The 18277-nt window shown below is 60.9% G+C and carries 16 protein-coding genes; 6 read left to right on the top strand and 10 right to left on the bottom strand.

From position 1 onward, the window contains the following. Positions 1–12: 12 nt before the first annotated feature. Both IH881_05075 and lnt read left to right on the top strand, forming a co-directional pair. Positions 13–741, top strand: coding sequence for a TlyA family RNA methyltransferase (locus IH881_05075; protein ID MCH7867047.1), 729 nt, complete (start codon positions 13–15; stop codon positions 739–741). A 7-nt stretch (positions 742–748) separates the two neighbouring features. Continuing rightward, positions 749–2419: an apolipoprotein N-acyltransferase gene (gene lnt / locus IH881_05070; protein ID MCH7867046.1), complete on the top strand. Its 1671-nt coding sequence runs from the start codon at positions 749–751 to the stop codon at positions 2417–2419. A gap of 30 nt (positions 2420–2449) precedes the next feature. Here the strand turns inward: lnt and IH881_05065 are convergent, their stop codons facing one another. From IH881_05065 to IH881_05020, 10 genes are all read right to left on the bottom strand, one after another. Beyond that, a complete protein-coding gene (locus IH881_05065) occupies positions 2450–2593 on the bottom strand; it encodes a hypothetical protein (protein MCH7867045.1) in 144 nt (47 codons plus the stop codon). After that, entirely contained in the window at positions 2590–3663 is a 1074-nt protein-coding gene (locus IH881_05060) for a hypothetical protein (GenBank protein ID MCH7867044.1), read from the bottom strand. Before IH881_05060 ends, IH881_05065 begins: the two co-directional genes overlap by 4 nt. Beyond that, positions 3660–4340 (bottom strand): ABC transporter ATP-binding protein, encoded by a 681-nt coding sequence (locus IH881_05055; protein ID MCH7867043.1) that lies wholly within the window; start codon positions 4338–4340, stop codon positions 3660–3662. Before IH881_05055 ends, IH881_05060 begins: the two co-directional genes overlap by 4 nt. Next, positions 4340–5668: an MFS transporter gene (locus IH881_05050; protein MCH7867042.1), complete on the bottom strand. Its 1329-nt coding sequence runs from the start codon at positions 5666–5668 to the stop codon at positions 4340–4342. Before IH881_05050 ends, IH881_05055 begins: the two co-directional genes overlap by 1 nt. Before the next feature lie 18 nt (positions 5669–5686). Further along, the gene (locus tag IH881_05045; protein MCH7867041.1) at positions 5687–6919 is read right to left on the bottom strand and encodes a CoA transferase; all 1233 of its coding nucleotides are present in this window, start codon (positions 6917–6919) and stop codon (positions 5687–5689) included. Between the two features lie 81 nt (positions 6920–7000). Beyond that, positions 7001–8212, bottom strand: a complete 1212-nt coding sequence (locus IH881_05040) for a CoA transferase (protein MCH7867040.1) — start codon at positions 8210–8212, stop codon at positions 7001–7003. A 10-nt stretch (positions 8213–8222) separates the two neighbouring features. Continuing rightward, entirely contained in the window at positions 8223–9413 is a 1191-nt protein-coding gene (locus tag IH881_05035; GenBank protein ID MCH7867039.1) for a CoA transferase, read from the bottom strand. 18 nt (positions 9414–9431) lie between these two features. Continuing rightward, complete coding sequence (locus IH881_05030; protein ID MCH7867038.1) at positions 9432–9968, bottom strand: acetone carboxylase subunit gamma; 537 nt, start codon at positions 9966–9968, stop codon at positions 9432–9434. 36 nt (positions 9969–10004) lie between these two features. Continuing rightward, positions 10005–12194, bottom strand: a complete 2190-nt coding sequence (locus IH881_05025; GenBank protein ID MCH7867037.1) for a hydantoinase B/oxoprolinase family protein — start codon at positions 12192–12194, stop codon at positions 10005–10007. Next, positions 12187–14337: a hydantoinase/oxoprolinase family protein gene (locus IH881_05020; GenBank protein MCH7867036.1), complete on the bottom strand. Its 2151-nt coding sequence runs from the start codon at positions 14335–14337 to the stop codon at positions 12187–12189. Before IH881_05020 ends, IH881_05025 begins: the two co-directional genes overlap by 8 nt. Positions 14338–14760: 423 nt before the next feature. On the opposite strand from IH881_05020, the gene IH881_05015 reads away from it, so the two are divergent. From IH881_05015 to IH881_05000, 4 genes are all read left to right on the top strand, one after another. Next, positions 14761–15564 (top strand): electron transfer flavoprotein subunit beta/FixA family protein, encoded by an 804-nt coding sequence (locus tag IH881_05015; GenBank protein ID MCH7867035.1) that lies wholly within the window; start codon positions 14761–14763, stop codon positions 15562–15564. A gap of 476 nt (positions 15565–16040) precedes the next feature. After that, the gene (locus IH881_05010; protein MCH7867034.1) at positions 16041–16583 is read left to right on the top strand and encodes an electron transfer flavoprotein subunit alpha/FixB family protein; all 543 of its coding nucleotides are present in this window, start codon (positions 16041–16043) and stop codon (positions 16581–16583) included. 36 nt (positions 16584–16619) lie between these two features. Further along, a complete protein-coding gene (locus tag IH881_05005; GenBank protein MCH7867033.1) occupies positions 16620–17042 on the top strand; it encodes an OB-fold domain-containing protein in 423 nt (140 codons plus the stop codon). A 44-nt stretch (positions 17043–17086) separates the two neighbouring features. Then, on the top strand, positions 17087–18265 hold the full coding sequence (locus IH881_05000) for a transporter (protein MCH7867032.1): 1179 nt from the start codon (positions 17087–17089) through the stop codon (positions 18263–18265). The last annotated feature ends 12 nt before the right edge of the window (positions 18266–18277 follow it).

The raw sequence follows: 18277 nt of genomic DNA, 5'->3' as shown, positions 1-18277 counted from the left end.
AGGCCCACCCGGATGAAGGGCAAACGCCTTGACGAACTCTTGGTAGCAGAGGGACTGGCCGAGACGCGCTCTCGCGCCAAGGCGCTGATCATGGCAGGGAAGGTTCTCGTCGACGACCTTCCGGTGGACAAAGCCGGGACACAGATCAAGGCTGAAGCAAAAATCCGGATCAAGGGTGAAGCGAGAACCTATGTTTCGCGGGGCGGGGACAAGCTTGCCGGCGCCCTCGATGATCTGGGGATCGATCCGACGGGATTGTATTGCCTGGATATCGGCGCGAGCACCGGGGGATTTACCGATTGCCTGTTGCAGCGCGGGGCGCGAGGGGTGGTCGCGCTGGATGTCGGGCATTCGCAGTTGCACGACACGATCCGGCGGGATGCGCGGGTGCACGTTCTCGAGAAGGTCAACGCGCGGGAGATTGCGCCAGAGCATTTGCCCGAGCCGGTGGATCTGGTGGTGGCCGACGTTTCGTTCATTTCGCTCGAGTTGTTGCTGAAGCCGATACAGGCTGTGGCGCCCCGGGCAGAATTGCTCTTGATGGTGAAGCCGCAATTCGAAGTCGGCAGGGGTCAGGTGAGCAAGGGTGGGGTCGTGACCGATGATGCGTTGCGGGCGGGGGCGGTGGAGAAGATTTCCACCTGTGCTCGGGAGTTGGGTTACGAGGAGTTGGGGCGGGTGGATAGTCGGGTGAGTGGGCCCAAGGGAAACCGAGAGATTTTTCTTTGGCTGAGGAGTTAGGCTCGCAATGGCCGAGTTGCCCGAGAGGGACCCGATCGACGATGGTTTCGGCGGCGCAGTGGCCAGGCGTCTCGAGCAACTCGGACTTCTTCCCAGTCTATTGATCGCAGCATCCAGTGGTTTCGTGATCGCACTGGGGGCGCCTCCCGACGGCTTGCGATTTGCCAACTGGGTGGGCTTCGTTCCGCTGATCTTGATGGCAACCCGCGACGCCGTAAGTACAAAAGAAGCGGCAGCCATGGGTCTCGCGGGGGGACTCGGGATCGGGCTCGGCGGCTTTCCATGGATCGGCGAGATGCTCGTGAAGTTCGCCGGAGTGCCGGTCGTCGTAGGTTGCCTCGGGGTGTTGCTGTTCTCGGCCTGGATGGCAATCCCTTACGGAATCTGGGCGGCTGGACTCAGGCTGGGTCCGCGACGGGGCTTGCCGGGTTGGCTCTGGCCGGCGGCGCTGTTTGCAGCCGTGCAGTATTCGTGGCCGGTTCTCTTTCCATACTCTCCGATCCTCGGCTTTGCCGAGACGCCTCCGATGATGCAACTCGCCGAGGTGTTGGGGGTTCACGGAATCGAGGCCGTGGTCGTGGCCGCATCGGTGTTCCTCGCTCGCGGGATCGTGGCGCGGGGCTGGCGGTCTCGCATCGGCAACCTGGTGCTCTGGTCGATCGCGCCCCTGCTTCTGTACGTCGGCGGCGATTTGCGAATGCAGGCCATCGATCGCGAAGCCGAGAACGCGCCCAAGCTCCGGGTGGGAATCATCCAACCCAACCTCGGAATCCATTCGGTTTCGCGCGGACAGAAAATGCAGCGTCTGACGGAAACCTCGCTGCGCGCAGAAGAGCAGGGCGCGGAACTCATCGTGTGGCCGGAGGCCGGGACCTACCCGTATCTCATCAGTCGACCATTTACCGGGGACTCGAACCAGGCGCGTAGCCGGGTGCTTGCCCGGCACAAAACGCCCACGGTCTTTGGAGCGAGGTCTCGCGATCCGGGGGCTCGCTTCAACTACAACAGTGCGTATTTCATCGATGGCGCTGGCCGCGCGTTGGGTGCCTACGACAAGGTCAACCTCGTTCCCCTTGGCGAGTCGATCCCGATCATCGATCCCGCTTGGGTAACCGAGCGAATCCCCGAGATCGGACACCGCCTGGCCGGAGATACACCGGCGCGGTTCGTGCTCCCCAGACGAGCGCGCGGGCCCGCTGGTCTGGCAAACGTCGATCCGAAGGAGATCTCGTTTGCACCGCTGATTTGTTACGAAGACATCATCCCAGGTTATGTTCGCCTGGCCGCTGCTCAAACGGGCGGAGTCGACTTGTTCGTAAATCTGACGATCGATTCGTGGTATGGAGACACGGCTGAACCCTGGGAACACCTTGCACTGGCGCAGTTTCGCGCGGTGGAACATCGCGTCCCCATCGTGCGCAGCGTGAGCACTGGGGTGAGTGCGGTGATCGACGCCAATGGCCGGGTCGTCTCCTTTGTTCCACTGCGTCCGGTGACGCCCGAAAACCTCGAAGAATTCCCCCCCGAGTTGCTGGTCGAGACCCTGTCCCTGGCGCGCAATACCGCGCGGAATCCAACCGTGTATGCGCGCTTCGGATGGATGTTCCCGCATCTATGTCAGTTGGTGGCGATCCTGGGTTTCGTCAACTGGCTGTGGCGCTCGCGTCTGGAGACGTAGTACCCGAGTCGTCTCCGAATTCGCACCCGATCAAGGCCCGACGACACTCCACGCCAGTAGCAGCAGCGACAAGATCGACACGCCGCGTGCCGCATGACTCGTGGTCCCCGACCACAGTCGGTAACCCGTCCAGGCGAACATCACCAGCAACACCGCGTCGAAGGTCGAGATCATGACCACTCGACCTCCCGCCAGATGCGCCCGGAAAGGATCAGCATCAAGACCGAGATGCCCGCACCCATGGCGATGATTTCGAGGGGGACGTCGAGGCGGAGCTGGCCCGGAGCGAAGTCGGGGACAACCGTGTCGAGGGTGGGGTTGCTCACGACGCTCATGACGTGGAGCACGGCCCCGGGCGGTTTGGGGTCGAGCGCGGCTCGGAAGAGAGACCGCGCGCTCAAGGCCAATGCCGACAGCACGAGTACGAACCCAATCAGTCGCCTTCCGCCCAGCAGGTCATAGGCGTTTCGCATCTGAATGAACAGTAGGGCGAACGCGGTGTTGGGAAGGATACAGGTGGTGAGAACCGTCAGGGCAAGGCTGCCCCAGTGGAGCTGGACTCGGGCGCCGAAGGCTTCGACAATGGGGGCGAGTGGGGCCAGCGACTGAGAGGTTTGAACCGTCCAGTAAATCGCGAGCACCATGAGCAATGCGACGGTCGCAGTGCCTCCCATGTAGAGAAAGCGAATTGAGAGTTGGACCTCGCCGGATACCGGGGACTGGTAGAGCATGACCATTTCGCCGCGATCCGCTTCGCGAGCGTGTGAGATCCAAAAGCCCAACAGCATGAGCCCGGTGAGCCCTACGGTCGTTGCGGCGGTTACGGCCTGTCGCGGGCGAACTGCGAACTGGAGTTCTTCTGGGATCGCAACCGGAATGACGGATGGCGCTGCGGCCGGATCGTCATCGACCTGTGCTTGAGCGACGGGAGGTCTGGAGCCAGGTTCAGATTCACTCCCCCAGGTGCGGGAGAAACTCCAACTAAACGACGAGCTGCCGTCGCGGCTTTCACGGCTCATCCGAGCGCTCGACCGGCCAGAACTCACGCAGTCCGGGGGTATGCAATCCGTTTCGCTTTCGCTTGTGGCGCTGGCGAGGGGTAGATTCATGACGTCCAGACCCGTCACCACTCCGGGCAGCGAGAGCAGGATCAGCGCAAACACTGCAAGCCCGATCAGGGCTGCATAGATCACCCAGGCGGTTCGCTTGAACTCGAGCCAGAGCAAGGTCGGCAGTGCGTTCATCGCATGTTGCTCCGGTACGTTTCGACCACGCTGCTGCCCGCCGATCGCAGGTTCTCGGCGCGCTCGTCGAGTAGCACCTTGCCTTCTCGCAAAATGACGATGCGGTCAAACAAGGCTTCTGCGTCTTTGACTTCGTGGGTGCTCATGATCACGGTGGCGTCGGAACGAAACTCTGAGAGCACCGCGTCGATGATGGCTTCCCGTGACATGAAGTCGATCCCCGACAGTGGTTCGTCGAGCAAATAAAGGGAGACTTTCCGGGCCAGGGTGGCGGCGAGCAGTAATTTGGTCTGGTTGCCCCGGGAGAGCGCCTTGAAGTTGCGGTCCGTCACCTCTAGTTGCTCGAGCAGTCGTTCGAAGCGCAGGACCGAAAAGTCGGCAAACAGCCCGGACATGAATCGCGCGACATCGTCGGCGCGCATCCATTCGGGAAATACGCCTTGGGTCGATAGAAATGCGAACAGGTGTTGTTGTTGGCGTGGGGGCTCGTGTTGGATCCGGATTTCGCCGCTCGTGGGGGCGAGGAGTCCCGCGGCCAGACGCAAGAGCGTGGTCTTGCCCGAGCCGTTCGGCCCCAGCAGCCCCACGATTTCTCCCCGCTCAAAATCGAGGCTTGTCGGGTACAGGCCTCGGGAGGGTCCGTATTCTTTCGAGGCCTCTTTGATTGACAAAAGCATCACACGGCCTTTGCGGCTTGTCGCGCGGCGGCCAGGTCGCGCGGCAGGGTTCGACTGGCCTGCCAAAAGAAGTATAGAGCGGTGCCCCCAACGGAACCCACGCTCAGCAGCGAGTAGCGGATGGACATGTCACCGTACTGCGCCGCGAGGGCGTCATTCAAGAATCCCATCAAGAACGGGCCGAGTCCGAGGCCGACCAGGTTGACGATGAACAAGTTGATCGCAGAAGCTGTAGCGCGCATGCTCGGGGGCACTAGGCCCTGGGTCATGGCAAACATCGGGCCGATGTACATGTTTGCGATGAAGTAGAAGAGTGCAAAACAGCAGAGCGCAAGAGTGGTGTCTTCGATCAGCAAGAAGCCCACGAGCAGGGGAAGACTCGCGACGGTCTGGAGCGCGGGCAAGCGCATGTACCAACGTTCATCGTGTCGACCGAGGCGATCGGCCAACAATCCGCCGCAATACACACCACCACAACCCGCGATCCCAAAGATCAGCCCCAGGGCAAGTCCAGCGTCGGTTTGGCTCATGTGATGTACCCGGCGCAAAAACGTTGCGCCCCAGAGCATGAGGCCATAGCCCGCCAGGGATTGCACCGCGGTTCCAGCGATGATGTATCTCATCGCTGATACACCCAGGATCCCCTTGATGGCGTCCATGAGCGGAGGTTGTTCGGCGACCGGCACTGCAATGCCCTCGCTTCGATCGGAATAGCCCCGGGGCAATTCGCGCACGGTAAATCGAACCAACACGGCGAGGGGGATGCCCGCGAGCCCAACCGTGAGATAGACCGAGCGCCAGCCGAAGTTGTCGGCGATGTAGCCGCCGAAGATCATCGCGCAAGCGATCCCGACGAAGATCCCCATTCCGTAGAACGAAAGGGCGGTGGCGCGTTTGTGCGCGGGAAAATAGTCGCTGATGATCGAGTGGGAGGGCGGCGAACCCGCGGCCTCTCCAATCCCGACCCCAATTCGCGCGACAAAAAGCTGTCCGAAACTCGTGACGAAGGAGGTCAGTGTGGTGAAGCCGGTCCAGACCAGCAGGCCGAGGGTCACGACATTGCGACGGGAGCCGCGGTCGGCGTAGCGGGCGATCGGAATTCCGGCGAAGGTGTACATCAACGAGAATGCAAAGCCGCCCAGGAATCCCATGTAGGTGTCGGAAAGCTGAATGTCCGCTTTGACTTCTTCGAGCACGATCGACAGGATCTGGCGATCCATGAAATTGAAGACGTAGACGATGAACAGCACGCCGACTACGTAGTTGGCGTAGCTCGGCGATATTTCACCGTCAGATTCAATCTGCTGCGTGCTCGGCTCCGGCGGCATGCTACTTCCTTGGGTTCTTCAGCGGGCTGCGAGTTTTTGCTGGCTCCAGACGATTTCGCTTTCGGCGAGAGATTCGATTTCGTCCGCACCGTAGCCCAACTCCAAAAGAATCTCGTCTGTGTGCTGTCCCAGGGTTGGGGGCGGCAGGCGGACGCCGCCGGGAGTCCCGAAGAATTTGATCGGAATATTGGTGACATCAATCGTACCCTGGGTCGCGTGTTCGATGGATACGATCATCTCGTTGTGGCGGATCTGGGGATCGTTGACGACGTCGGGCATCTCGTTGATCGGCGCGGTCAGCAGATCACCGGCCACCAGGATCTCGACCAGCTCGTCGCGAGCAAAATCCATGCAGCGCGCTTCGAGTTCGCGATCGAGTTCATCTTCGTTTTCCCTGCGAGCGTCAATCGTCGCGAAGCGCGGGTCCGACACCCAGTCGCGATCGAGAGTCTCGCAAAGCTTGACGAAGAATTTTTGCGAGAAGCAGGTGATCACCAGCTTGCCGTCCTTGCACTTGTAGATACCCGACGGTGCAAAGTAGAGACTGCGATTTCCAGTGCGCGGCGTATCGAAGTTCGCGTTCTGGTAGGCGCCAATCGGATTCGACATGGCGTGGGTCAAGGCGTCGAGGAGAGAGACTTCGATGCGCTGACCTTCGCCGGTCTTGCCCCGGGCGATGATTGCAGCGAGTGCCGCACTGCAGACGAGTTCGGAGGTCATCACGTCGATCAAGGGCACCGTGAGTCGCACCGGCGCGCCATCGGGCTCTCCATTCTGGGCGAGCAGTCCCGCGTAGCCCTGGGCGAGAAAATCGATTCCAGGTCGTCCCGCGTAGGGGCCGTCGTAACCAAAGGCCGTGACACTGATCCAGATGAGATCTTTGCGGTGCTTGCGCATTTCGTCATAGCCGAGTCCGAGTTTCTCGAGCGCGGCGCCTCGCATGTTCGTGATCAGAATGTCTGCAGTCGCGACAAGTTTGCCCAGCACCTGCTGGGCCTTCTCGCCCCGATCCATGTCGATCACGATGTCGCGCTTGTTCCGGTTGAGGCTCATGAACGCTGTGCGTTGATCGCCCCGGCGCGGGCCGAGATGACGGCTGTCGTCGCCAAACGTGGACTCCACCTTGATTACATCGGCGCCCATGTCCCCGAGCAGGGTCGCGGCGTAGGGGCCGGCGAGCATGCTCGCGATATCGAGGACACGGATCCCCGAAAGTGGCCCAGCGGCAAGGTCTTGCGAGGCTTTTCTCATCTGAATTCTCTGGCCTCGTGTGGGGCGGTTCTGCTCGCGACGCCCCGAGCGTAGCGCGGCGACCGGAAACTTTGCGCCGGGCTAGGGGATGACTTCCTGGGCCTTGAGTTCTTCGATCTGATCCCACTCCATGCCGAGCAGTTCCATCAACACGATCTCGGTGTCCTGCCCGAGTTCGGGTCCGAGGGTGTCGACCTGGCCGGGGGTCTTGCTGAGGGTGATGGGCAGGCCGCGGATTTCAACTTCGCGATCGACTTCGCTGCAGTGGGTCTTGAGCAAGTAGTCGTTCTCCCAGGCTTGGGGATCCTCGCTGAGTTCTTTGAAGCTCTGGATCGGGGCCGCGTCGATGCCCGCGGCCTTGAAGCGGTCGGTCCAGTCTTGCGCCGTGCCCAGGGCGAATCGGGTGTCGAACTCTGCGATCAACGCGGCGTTGTTCTGCTCCCGCAGCGCAGCAGTTGTGAACCGCGCATCGTTGCCCAACTCCTCGGTCCCGAGAATCTTGCAGAGCGCAGCAAAGCCTTCGTCGCTGTTTTCCTGGCACAGGAAGATCCATTTATCCTGGGCGCGATAGCGGTTCCAAAGTGGGTTCGGGGCTCGAGTGCGAGATTGTTGTGCCGAATAGAATTCTTTGCCCGTCGCCAAGTAGGGTTGGAGCGTCGGTGCACCCATGAAGAGTTGTGCGCCGTAGAGAGATGCGTCGACTGCTTGACCGCGCCCGGTCTTCTTGCGTTGGTAGAGTGCCAACATGATTCCGAAGGCGCTCATGATCCCGCCGTATGCGTCGCCACTTCCCATGCCCAGATAGATCGGCGGTTGACCGGGTTCACCCTGTCTCGTCATGATCCCCGTCAGGGCCTGCACGTTGATGTCGAAGGAGGGCTTGTTCATGCTGCCCTGTTGTCCGTGCCCGGTATTGGTGACGTGGATGATGCGAGGATTGATCTTGCTGAGTTTCTCGTAGGTGAGATTCCACTTCTTCAAGTTGTCCATGCCCTGGTTCCACAGGAAGACGTCGGCCTGTTCCACCAACTTGTAGAAGAGATCTTGTCCAGCCTGTTTGCGCAGGTCTATGGCCAGGCTCTTTTTGTTGCGATTGATCACCAGGAAGTATTGGTTCCAATCGCCGATCTCGAGTGCTTTGATGCTGCGAACGCCGCGCGCCGGATCGCCTCTGACCGGGCGCTCAATGTGAATGACTTCCGCGCCAAAATCGGCCAGATATTGTGAACTCACGGGTCCCTGGAACCAGACCGTGCAGTCGAGAACGCGAATGCCTGCGAGTGCCTTGGACACGCTCCGCTCCCTAGCCCGTTTCCAGGGCAAGAACTTCTGCTTGGCTCATGCTGAGCAGGTCCCGCGTGATTTCTTCGGTGTGCTGGCCTCTGTCGGGTGCCACGCTTCGCAAAGCTGCCGGGCTTTCGCTCATGTAAATGGGGAAGCCGAGGGTCTTGATCTTGCCATGTTTCGGATGCTCGAGATCGATCACATAGCGGTTCACCCGGGCCTGGGGATCGTCAGCCGGAAATGCGTAGCTTTCGATCAAGTCCGCCGAAACCTGCTTCTCGGCGAACAATCTTTCCCAATACGCGCCGGGCTGCTTCGAAAACAACTCGTCCAGTGCTTGCATCATCTCGAGGCGGTTTGTTCCGCAGCGTTTCTCGTGGCTGTCAAAGCGCGGGTCGTCGATGCTGAGGCCGACAATTTCGGAAAACACGGGCCACCATCGGTCCGTGTCGGGCATGGCCAGGGTGACCCAACGACCATCGGCGCAGGGATAGGATGGGCCGCTCATCGGGTTGCCCATGTCGAGGCGCGATACCGACTCGAGAATGCGGTCCGCCCGCACGGCAAGGTAGGCCTGCAGGTCGAGACTTGCGGCGTACATGTTGCCCGCGAATAATGACGCGTCGACGATCTGGCCTTCGCCGGTCTCTTCGCGATGCACCATCGCGAGCATTGTCCCAAAAGCCAGCATCACGGCCGTATGCATCTGGCCGGTTCCGCTGTAGACGGGAGGCTGGCCGGGTTCGCCGAGGGTCGACATCAGCCCGACCCGCGCGGCGGCGAGTTCGTCGAGTGCGGGGAGGTCGCGGTCGGGACCAAGCGGTCCAAAACCCGAACCCCGGGCGAGAATGATGTCGGCGCGCAAGCCACAAAGGGAGTCGTAATCGAGGCCCTTGGCTTCGAGGGTCTTGAAGGGCAGGTCGGTGATCAGGATGTCCGCTTTGGCGAGCAGCTTGTCGAGGACGGCTCGCCCCGTGGAGACTTCGAGATTCAGCGCCACGCTCTGTTTGTTGCGATGAGCGAGTTCGGCGTGGGAATCCCAAGCCTCGGCGGGATGCATGCCATCGCGATTGCTCACCGGCTCGGGCACGCCGATGTTCTCGACCCGAATGACCTTCGCACCAAAATCACCCAGCAATGCGGCGGTGATCCCGGTGAAGAACTCCGTCGTCAAGTCGACGACAACCACACCCTCGAGTGCCGAACTCATTTGACTACTGATTCCGTCTTACCACTTTGAAACGACGTCGAGGGTGAGATCTTTCAGCTCGACGGAGTCCGGGAGTGGGCGTCCCAACCATTCACTGTAGAAGGTGTCGAGGTCCGGCAAGAATTCGAAGTCCGGGGGGCAACCCCGGGGCACGGCCTCGATTTCGAGTTGGCTGCCGCAACCGGGGCAGATGTATTCCCGGAGCTGGGTCCAGGCCGGGTCGGGCATCTCGCGCCCTTTGTAGATTTCGCCGAGGGACGCCTCGTCGTCGCGTACATGAATCAGGGACGACAGCTTCCAGTTGACGCGGTAGTCACCAAAGTTCTGACCGCAGCGACATTTCACGACGCGTTCGCCATCCGCATCCACGATGAAGAGCATCGGGGTCAAGGGCAGCAGGATCGTATCCTTGAACTCGACCCGCTCCTGCATGATCTCGACATACTTGTCGAAGCGGTCCAGGTCCTTGGCGCTTTTGAGCATGTCTTGGGTCGCTGGCCAGGGGAGCACCCCGTCGATCAGCTTTTCGATGTCGGCTTTGTGAAACTCGGCCATTTCTACTCTCCTGGGCGCTCGTCGAATGAATCGGAATTAGAAAACGAAGTCGCTTGGAAGTTTCCAGAACGCACGTAACTCGTCACCGTAATCCGGAGAGAGATCCATGGATGTGCGCCACATGTGGAGCACGGCCTCGTCCATGTTTTCTCTCGCTTCGATTTTCTTGCGCTCTTTTGCCCACCACTCCTTGAACGGCACCGCCTTCTTGATTCGCTCTTTGCGAATTTCCTTGCGTCGCTTCTCGCTGGCCGCGACATCGACGGTGAAGTCTTTCTCGCCTGATTGTTTCACCACCAGTCCGTGAATTTCTTCTGCTATCCGGCGGCTGGTCCAGCCCTTGTTGAGGTCTTCTTCGACGCTCGCTGGGTTGCGGGAAATGGGGTCTCCCATGGCCTGGGCCCCCGATACCGGATGCAGGATTACGTCGTAGTTCTGCAGCGGCTCCGGCGTCACGAAGGGCGCCACCGCTGCCGCTTCCATCTGCCGCGCCTTCAGAATCTTGGTGATCGTCGGATCCTCTGCCGGTCCCCGTTCGTGGATCAGCGGCTGCTGGTTGTCGATCAACTCCTTCAGGTTCGTATCGTGCGCGTAACTCGGGCGATCGGGCCAGGTGGGATAGGCGCCGTACATGCCGTGGTTCGGCAGTACCTTGCTGCGAATACCCGCACAGCCGCATTGATAGTCGATCCCGGTAGTCCCGTAGATCATCCACACGGCGGTGTGCCCGAGGCCGCCGCGGAACTGGCCGTAGCCCCCGGAGTCCGGCTCGATGTTGCGGCCGAGATACATGATCGGCAGGTAGCCTTCGATCACCTCTGCCGAGCCGAAGTCGGCGTTGGGGGTGTAGATGCACCAGGCACTGTTCTCGCCGTCCGAGTAGCCACGAGCGGGTGAGCCGTTGCTGGCTTGTTCGAGAGTGAGGCTCGCGAGGTACATCCCGAGTTGGGTCTGGCCGGCGAACTCTGCCGTCATGGTGGTCGCCGCGCCCGCCGCCATTTCTTCGACGAAGCCGCGCATCTGGAAGAGCCGGCCAAAGACTTCGTAGAGGCTGCTCATCCAGATCACGGCGGGTGCCCAGGCCACACCACTCGATGCGAAGAAGTCTTTCTCGAAGGGGTTTGCCCAGGAACCGCTCGGCGGTGTTTCGACTTCCCACGATGCGGTTGGGCCCGAGTTGAACATGTCGAATCCGACGATGTGGGAGTAGGCGTTGAGCAGACCACTCTTGAGTGCGGTCGGGCTGATGTTCTCACCGAAGGGCACGGTGGCGCTCGCGCCGCGCAGTGAAAGCTTCACCGTGGCGTCGGCGTTGACCGTCATCTCCATCGGCAGGTTGAAGAGGCAGTCGATGTCCTGAATCGGATCCAGAACGCGCTTGCCCTTCATCGCCAGGTCCTTGAACTGGGATTTGCGAATCCGTCCGGGGATCGCCTGGGTACGGACCCGCGAAACCGCATAGCGTCGGCTGTCCTCGACATACTCTTTCGAAGCGTCGAGGATGAAGTCGAGCCCGTACTTTTCGATCACCTCGAACAACCGCTCTCGAATCGTAATGCAGCCGGCGAGCCGTCCGCGCGCATCGCCGAGCACGTAGTCGGGTGTCCGCGTGCGAGATTTGATGCGCAGGGCATACCAGGGAAAGTACTTGTCGTTTTCGCCGACTTTCTCCATCGAGAAGGTCAGACCGTCTGCAAACACGTTCGGATTCAGGAAGCCGATCGAACCGGCCTGCGCCATGCCGACGTCGTTGACGTGGGTGACGGAAGTCGCCCAGGCGATCAGCTTGCCTTCGTATACGATCGGCATGCACATGTCGAAGTCGGGGGTGTGAATGCCGCCGTAGTGCGGGTCGTTGTTTTCGAAGATGTCCCCATTGTTGAACCCGGGGTAGTCCTCGTAGCCGAGCCGGATGAAGTTCTTGATCATGTCGGCGAGCAGGCCCGGGTGCGCCGTAATTCCCCGAGACACGCAGATGGCGTCACCCGTCGGTGTGTGCAGGGCCCAGAGTGCGTCACCGCCCTCCGCGGCCACTGGCGATGTGGAGGCCATGCAGCCCACCGACCAGGCGGCGTTGCAAATGTTCGAAAGTATGTGCCAGACGGCTTCGTAGGTGCCGGGGTCACTCTCCTTGCGCGCGAGCTTCTCGTAACCAAAAAGGTGCCCGGTCTTTTTGAAGAGTTCTTCGTTGGCTTCCAACTGCTGCTTCAGACTCAGTTCAGTCATGATTCGACACCCTTTCGAGCCAATAGATCTCGTGTTCATCGATGCGCACGTGCCATTCCGGGGGGACGAACAGTGTGGTGTTGGAGGCTTCGACGACCGCGAGGCCGTTGATCTCGTTGCCGGGCACCAACTTCGCCATGTCCCAGATGTCCGCATCGTGCCACGCACCGCGTTGGAAGACCTGGCGCTTGCCCTTGAAGGCTTGCTTGGAGGGCTCTTTGCCCTGCAGTTCGTGCTTTCTGAGCTTGGGTTTTACCGTGTCTACCTTGGCGATGACGCAGACTTCGGTCAGCTGGTATTCCTGGGTGTCGGGCTTGGCCGCCATCGTCAACATGGTCGTGTAGACATTTTCGAAGTGGGCGATGAGCTTGTTCATGTCCGCCACGGTTGCGAGGGTGTCGACCGGTGACTCGACTTCGATGTCGTGGAGCTGGCCCAGAAACTTCATGTAGACCACCCGACTCGTCGTGATCTGACTCTCCTCAAAGCCCTCGGCCTTGAGTTCGTCGATCAACTCCTTTTCGAGTTCGTCCCAGGCGAGGGCGACCGGAGCGAGGTATGCGAGCTTGGTGGTGTCGTCCATCGCCGAAGTGAGCGCCGAAGCGATGCTCTTGTGCCGGCGATGCGAATAATCCATGCACGCGCCGCCCCAGGCGGAGAAGCCACCCGCAAACGGGACCGTGCAGACGGCCTTCCACGGATAGTCCCCGGCATAGCCCAGCATGTGCAGCGGCCCGGCGCCTCCATAAGCGAGCAGCACGTATTCGCGCAGGTCGTGTCCGACCATCAGGCTCTGCACGAGATGCTCGCGCATCATCACGTTGAGCAGCTCCAGGCAAGTTTCGGCCGCCACGTAGACATCCATGCCCAGCGGTTCGGCGACCTTCTCCTTGAAGAACTTATAGGATGTGTCCTTGTTGATCTTGACCTTGCCGCCGAGGTAGTTGGTCTCGCTCAGAATGCCCAGCAGCAGATTGGCGTCGTTGATGGTCGGGATCTCGTTGCCCGCGTCCATGAACGTCGGTCCGGGCGTGCCCCCCGCCGAATCGGGCCCGAGCTTGATGCGGTTGGTCAGGGGATCCACGCGAATGTAGGTGCCGGTGCCCGCACCGATGGAGGTGATGCCCAGCATCGGCACGTTCACGTACATGCCCTGGAAGCCGGGCTCCCGCTCGATCGGCACGATGCCCGCGGTGATGGTGCCCGCATCGAAAGAAGTGCCTCCGACATCGGAGCACACGATGTTCTCCTCGCCAATCACGGTCGACAGGTACTTCGCGCCCATCAGGCCGCCGACGGGTCCGGACATTGCGGCTTCGAACAGGCGCGGATAGCGAATGTTCGTGATGCCTCCGTATCCGAGCACTGTCTTGAGGCTGTGTTGGTAACCGGTCTTGATCAGCTCTTCTTCGATTCGAAAGAGCTGCTTGCGCGCGGAATCCGACGCGTAGGCCTGCAAGACCGTGGCGTTGGCCCGGGAAATTTCCCGGGTGGTCGGTGCCACCAGACTCGAAAGCTCGAGCACGACCTCCCGGCCCACTTCCTTCATCACCTCGCGAGCAATCTCTCCCGCGCGACGCTCGTGCTGGGGGTTGGTGTACGACTGAAGAAAGATGATCGCGATGCTCTCGACTTCTTCGTCGACGATCAATTCGCGGATGCCCTGGCGAACTTCAAACTCGTACATCGGGATGATGACCTGGCCGAACATGTCGATACGCTCGGTGACGCCCCGCGCAAGCCGGCGCGGAACCAACGGCGTGCGGTGCTTGCGGTACTGCATATGGGTGATCTCGCTCCACTGCGCACCGATGAACGTCTGGGAACCTCGGCCCTGAGCGATGATGTCTTCGAAGCCCTTGTTGACGAGGATGCCCGTCTTGTAGCCGCTCATGTTGATGACGGTGTTGAGCATCGAGGTGCCGGTGTAGATGGCGGTTTCGATCTGCTTGCCGAAATCCTTTCCTTCGGCTTGAGAGATCCCCATGAACTCCAGGGCTTCCCAGAAGGACTCCATGTAGCCGATGCTCTCGTCCTGGGGGGAAGTAGGCGCTTTGCCGATGACGGTGTTGCCTTCTTCATCGACCACGATGACGTCGGTCATGGTGCCGCCGGCATCGCACGCTACGAGATAGCGGGACATCGAAAACAGTTCCTCCTGAGCGATTGCGCAGCCAGGTCGTGCTGCGGTTCAAGCTCGTGGCTTCCAGTTCGATCTAGCGGACCCTGTCGCACAAAACCTCGCGAGGACTGTATCTAACTCCCGGCCCGGCTCGCCACGCCTGTGCCGGTTCTCGACGCACACACTGTGGTGGAAGTCCAGACAGGGAACCGGGTCTGCGCACACACCATCACCGACACTCTCTCGCCCCACGGCGCCTGCGCAAGCTTCAGAGTCACGGAATGTTCGGTACACGAACCGTGGTGGCTGCGGAAAATGCAAGCAGAATACCCGGCGCTGACAGCTTCTCGGTCGTCGTCTAAGGTGGGGTGCAGCGCCGGGCAGATCTCCTGAACATGGAGCCCGCTTCAGGTTTCTCGCGAACGGAACAAGGAGAGTGAATTCATGCGCATCACGATCTGCGTCAAAGAGGTGCTCGACCCCGACGCAGTCAACAACTATGCCATCGCGGGTCGCCTGGAGATCGGCGAAGACGGCGTGAGTCTGACCCAGACCGCGATTCCCCGGCTGATCAACGGTTTTGACGAGCAGGCGATCGAGGCCGCACTTCGCATCAAGGACGCCGGTGTCGACTGCACGATCTCAGTCGTTTCGATCGGCGAGGACCCGAGCAAGATCTTGAAGCACTGCGCTGCGCTGGGTGCGGATACACTGGTGGCGATCAAGCTGCAGACTTCCGAGCTGGACTGTCACGGCACCGCTGCAATTCTGTCCGCGCAAATCGAAAACTCTGGCGGCGCCGATCTGGTGTTGTGCGGTCGCCAGGCCTCGGACGACGACCAAGGTGTGGTTCCCGCCTTGATCGCCGAGAAGCTCGGCATGCCGCTGGTGACCTTTGCCCGGTCCGTCGAGGCTTCCGGAGAGACCCTGAAGATCATCCGGGTCATGCCCGACGGCAACGAAGGAGTCGAAGTCGCCTGTCCTGCGGTGGTGACTGTGAGCAACGAACTCGGGGATCCGCGCTATCCCACCGCCGCGTCGAAGATCAAAGCTCGCAAGGTGAAGCCCGATCAGCTGAGTCCTGCCGATCTCGGGCTCAGCGAGGCAGATCTCGTCCCACGTGCCAGGCTCGTAAAGCAATATGTGCCGACCATTCAAGGCAACTGTGAGTTCGTCGAGGGCGATTCTCCTGCCGAGCAAGCGGAAAAGTTGATCGCGCGGCTGCGCGAAGAGAACTTGCTGTCATAGCGAGGGAGATCGCTGTCGAGATCGATAGGAGAACGCAAACCATGTCGTCAAATGCCATTGTGATCTGCACCTGGGGCGAAGATCGAACGGGACTGCCCGCCGGTGCGGAAGAAGTTCTCACGTTGGGCAGCAATCTCAGCCGTTCCCTTGACGTCGAACTGAACTGGTTGACCCTCGGTGAATCGGCCCCGGGGATCGCCGACATCGCCGCACAATACGGGGTCGCGACGCTGCAGCAGATCGACGATCCGAAACTAACCGGGATTCCCTCGGACGCAGCCGTCGAGGCGCTGGCCCAGTATTGCGAACAGGTTTCGCCGCGAGTGGTGATGTTCAACCAGGCCGCGGCCACGCGAACCATTGCGCCGCGGCTGGCGGGTCGAATTGCCGGCACGGTGATCATGAATGCAACGGAACTCACCGACGACGCCGGTACGCTTCAAGTTACAGCGTCCGCTTATGGTGGTGACACCCGGGTGCTCTACGAATGGGCCGGGGAGGGAACGCTGGTGGTTTCCGTGTCCGCGAACGCAGTGACTGCCGAATCCCCCGACGCCGGCACAAGCCCGGCGAGGGAGGGCGTTGCGGTCGATCTCACATCCGTCGAAGAGCGAATCAAGGTCGTCGAGGCCGCAAAGTCCGAAGGACCACGCCTCGAAGACGCCGAGATCATCGTGTCTGGGGGGCGCGGGCTCGGCGCGGTCGAAAACTACAAGCTGATCCGCGAATTGGCCGAGGCCATGGGGGGCATGGCGGGCGCGTCACGGCCGCTGATCGACGAAGGTTGGGTCGATTCGAGTCACCAAGTTGGACTCACGGGCAAGATCACCAAGCCCACGTTGTACGTCGCCATCGGCATATCGGGTGCCAGCCAGCATATGGCGGGATGCGGCGCGGCCAACGCGATTGTCGCGATCAACAAGGATGCGGAGGCGGCCATCTTCAAGCACGCGCGCTTCGGGATCGTCGGAGACGCGTTGGAGTTGCTACCGGAACTGATCCGCGCGGCCAAGGGCTGACTCCCCATTCGCTAGCATCCCGACAGGAGGTTCGACATGTCTGTTGATTCCATTGAGAGCGCGGAGGGGCTCTTTGTCGATACCCCGGACGGGCCGAGGTTGCTCGGTTCGGTCTGTACCACCTGCAAGACACCGTACTTTCCGCGCAGTGCCGGGTGTCACCATCCCGACTGCGACCTTTCAAAGATGGAAGACACCACCTTTGGCCCCAGCGGAACGATCTGGGGTGTCACGATTCAGAACTATCCACCGCCGCCTCCGGTTGTGTGTGACGATCCGTTTCAACCCTTTGCCGTCGGGATGATCGACTTGCCTGAAGGTTTGCGGGTGTTGGGGCGCATCGTTTCGGACGATCCCGAATCGGTCGCGGTCGGGGATGCGGTGGAGTTGATCCTGGCGCCGTTGGGCAGGGATCACAGTGGTAGCGAAGTCATTTCCTGGCAGTTCCGACCGGTCTAAGGCCGACTTGACGGCCCGGTTTGGGTCCCGCGGAGGAGAGCGCAATGAGAGATGTCGCCATTCTCGGCCAAGGACTTCATCCTTGGGGCAAGTTTCCGGACATTCCAGTGACCCAGTTGTGCCGCACGGCGGTCGAAGCGGCGCTGGCCGACGCGGGGATCAAGTGGCGGCAGATCGAGGCGGTGGCTGCGGCGAGTTCGCGCTTCTCCGGCGGCAAGGGCTGGGGGCTCAACGGAAACGACATCGTCGAAGACATGGGTTCTACGGGCATTCCCGTCTACAACATGTCCGCTGGTTGTGCCGCGGGCGCCAACGCGTTCAACGTGGGCCATATGCTGGTCGCGAGCGGCCAACACGATTTGGTGCTGGTGATGGGCGGAGAGAAAATGCCCAAAGGATTTGTCCAGACCTCAGGACTGGATGACGTAACCGACCCCGAATATCTGCGACAGCGCTGTGTGGGTCTGCCGGGGCCAGGCTTCTGGGCAATTTTATGTCGCCAGCGCATGGCGCAGTACGGAACCACGGAAGAAGACCTTGCGGCGATTGCGGTGAAGGCTCACAAGCTCGGCGCGCTCAACGAGTTTGCGCGTTTCCGCAGCGAGTTCACGATGGACCAGGTGCTGAACTCGGCAATGGTGAACTTTCCCCTGCGCCTGTACGAAATCTGCCCTGTGAGTGACGGTGCTGCTGCAGTGGTGTTGTGTTCAGCGGAGATCGCCAAGAAGATGGCGAGCAAGCCGGTTTGGGTGGGCTCGAGTGTGGTGGCGACGGCTAGCTTCGACGACGGGCTTCCGCGCCAACTCGCCTGCACGATCGGCGAAGGAAATCCGCACCACAGCGAAGCGAAGATCGCTGTATCGAAAGCGATGAAAGCGGCCGGGATTGAGCCGGGCGATGTGGATCTGATCGAATTGCAAGACAACACCGTCTACTACGAACTCGCGTTTCCCGAAGAGTGGGGGTTCATCGAGCCGGGAACCGCTGAGCAATGGGTTGCCAAGGGTGAAACCATGCCCACGGGCAAGCTGCCGATCAACCCGAGTGGAGGCTTTCAGAGTTTCGGGGAAGCGACCACCGCCCAGGCCCTCTGGCAGATTGTCGAAGTTGTTTCGCAGCTACGGGGTGATGCCGGAGCGCGACAAGTCCCAAATGCCAAGATCGGCCTCGCCCAGAGTCTGGGACTCGGCGGAAACGCCACGGCGACGGTGCTGCGCGTCTGAGCAAGCTGCTGT

The organism is Myxococcales bacterium, from assembly GCA_022563535.1.
Classification (GTDB): Bacteria; Myxococcota_A; UBA9160; order UBA9160; family UBA4427; genus DUBZ01.
Note: the sequence above shows the minus strand (reverse complement) of the source record. Positions and strands in the feature narration are given on the sequence as shown.

Excerpts from the sequence above, each read along its gene's own strand:
- IH881_05075 (MCH7867047.1), top strand. The coding sequence starts at position 13 with ATGAAGGGCAAACGCCTTGACGAACTCTTGGTAGCAGAGGGACTGGCC.
- IH881_05005 (MCH7867033.1), top strand. The coding sequence starts at position 16,620 with ATGTCTGTTGATTCCATTGAGAGCGCGGAGGGGCTCTTTGTCGATACC.
- IH881_05050 (MCH7867042.1), bottom strand. The coding sequence starts at position 5,668 with ATGCCGCCGGAGCCGAGCACGCAGCAGATTGAATCTGACGGTGAAATA.
- IH881_05015 (MCH7867035.1), top strand. The coding sequence starts at position 14,761 with ATGCGCATCACGATCTGCGTCAAAGAGGTGCTCGACCCCGACGCAGTC.
- IH881_05045 (MCH7867041.1), bottom strand. The coding sequence starts at position 6,919 with ATGAGAAAAGCCTCGCAAGACCTTGCCGCTGGGCCACTTTCGGGGATC.
- IH881_05055 (MCH7867043.1), bottom strand. The coding sequence starts at position 4,340 with ATGCTTTTGTCAATCAAAGAGGCCTCGAAAGAATACGGACCCTCCCGA.
- IH881_05000 (MCH7867032.1), top strand. The coding sequence starts at position 17,087 with ATGAGAGATGTCGCCATTCTCGGCCAAGGACTTCATCCTTGGGGCAAG.
- IH881_05035 (MCH7867039.1), bottom strand. The coding sequence starts at position 9,413 with ATGAGTTCGGCACTCGAGGGTGTGGTTGTCGTCGACTTGACGACGGAG.
- IH881_05060 (MCH7867044.1), bottom strand. The coding sequence starts at position 3,663 with ATGAACGCACTGCCGACCTTGCTCTGGCTCGAGTTCAAGCGAACCGCC.
- IH881_05030 (MCH7867038.1), bottom strand. The coding sequence starts at position 9,968 with ATGGCCGAGTTTCACAAAGCCGACATCGAAAAGCTGATCGACGGGGTG.
- IH881_05025 (MCH7867037.1), bottom strand. The coding sequence starts at position 12,194 with ATGACTGAACTGAGTCTGAAGCAGCAGTTGGAAGCCAACGAAGAACTC.
- IH881_05020 (MCH7867036.1), bottom strand. The coding sequence starts at position 14,337 with ATGTCCCGCTATCTCGTAGCGTGCGATGCCGGCGGCACCATGACCGAC.
- IH881_05065 (MCH7867045.1), bottom strand. The coding sequence starts at position 2,593 with ATGATCTCGACCTTCGACGCGGTGTTGCTGGTGATGTTCGCCTGGACG.
- lnt (MCH7867046.1), top strand. The coding sequence starts at position 749 with ATGGCCGAGTTGCCCGAGAGGGACCCGATCGACGATGGTTTCGGCGGC.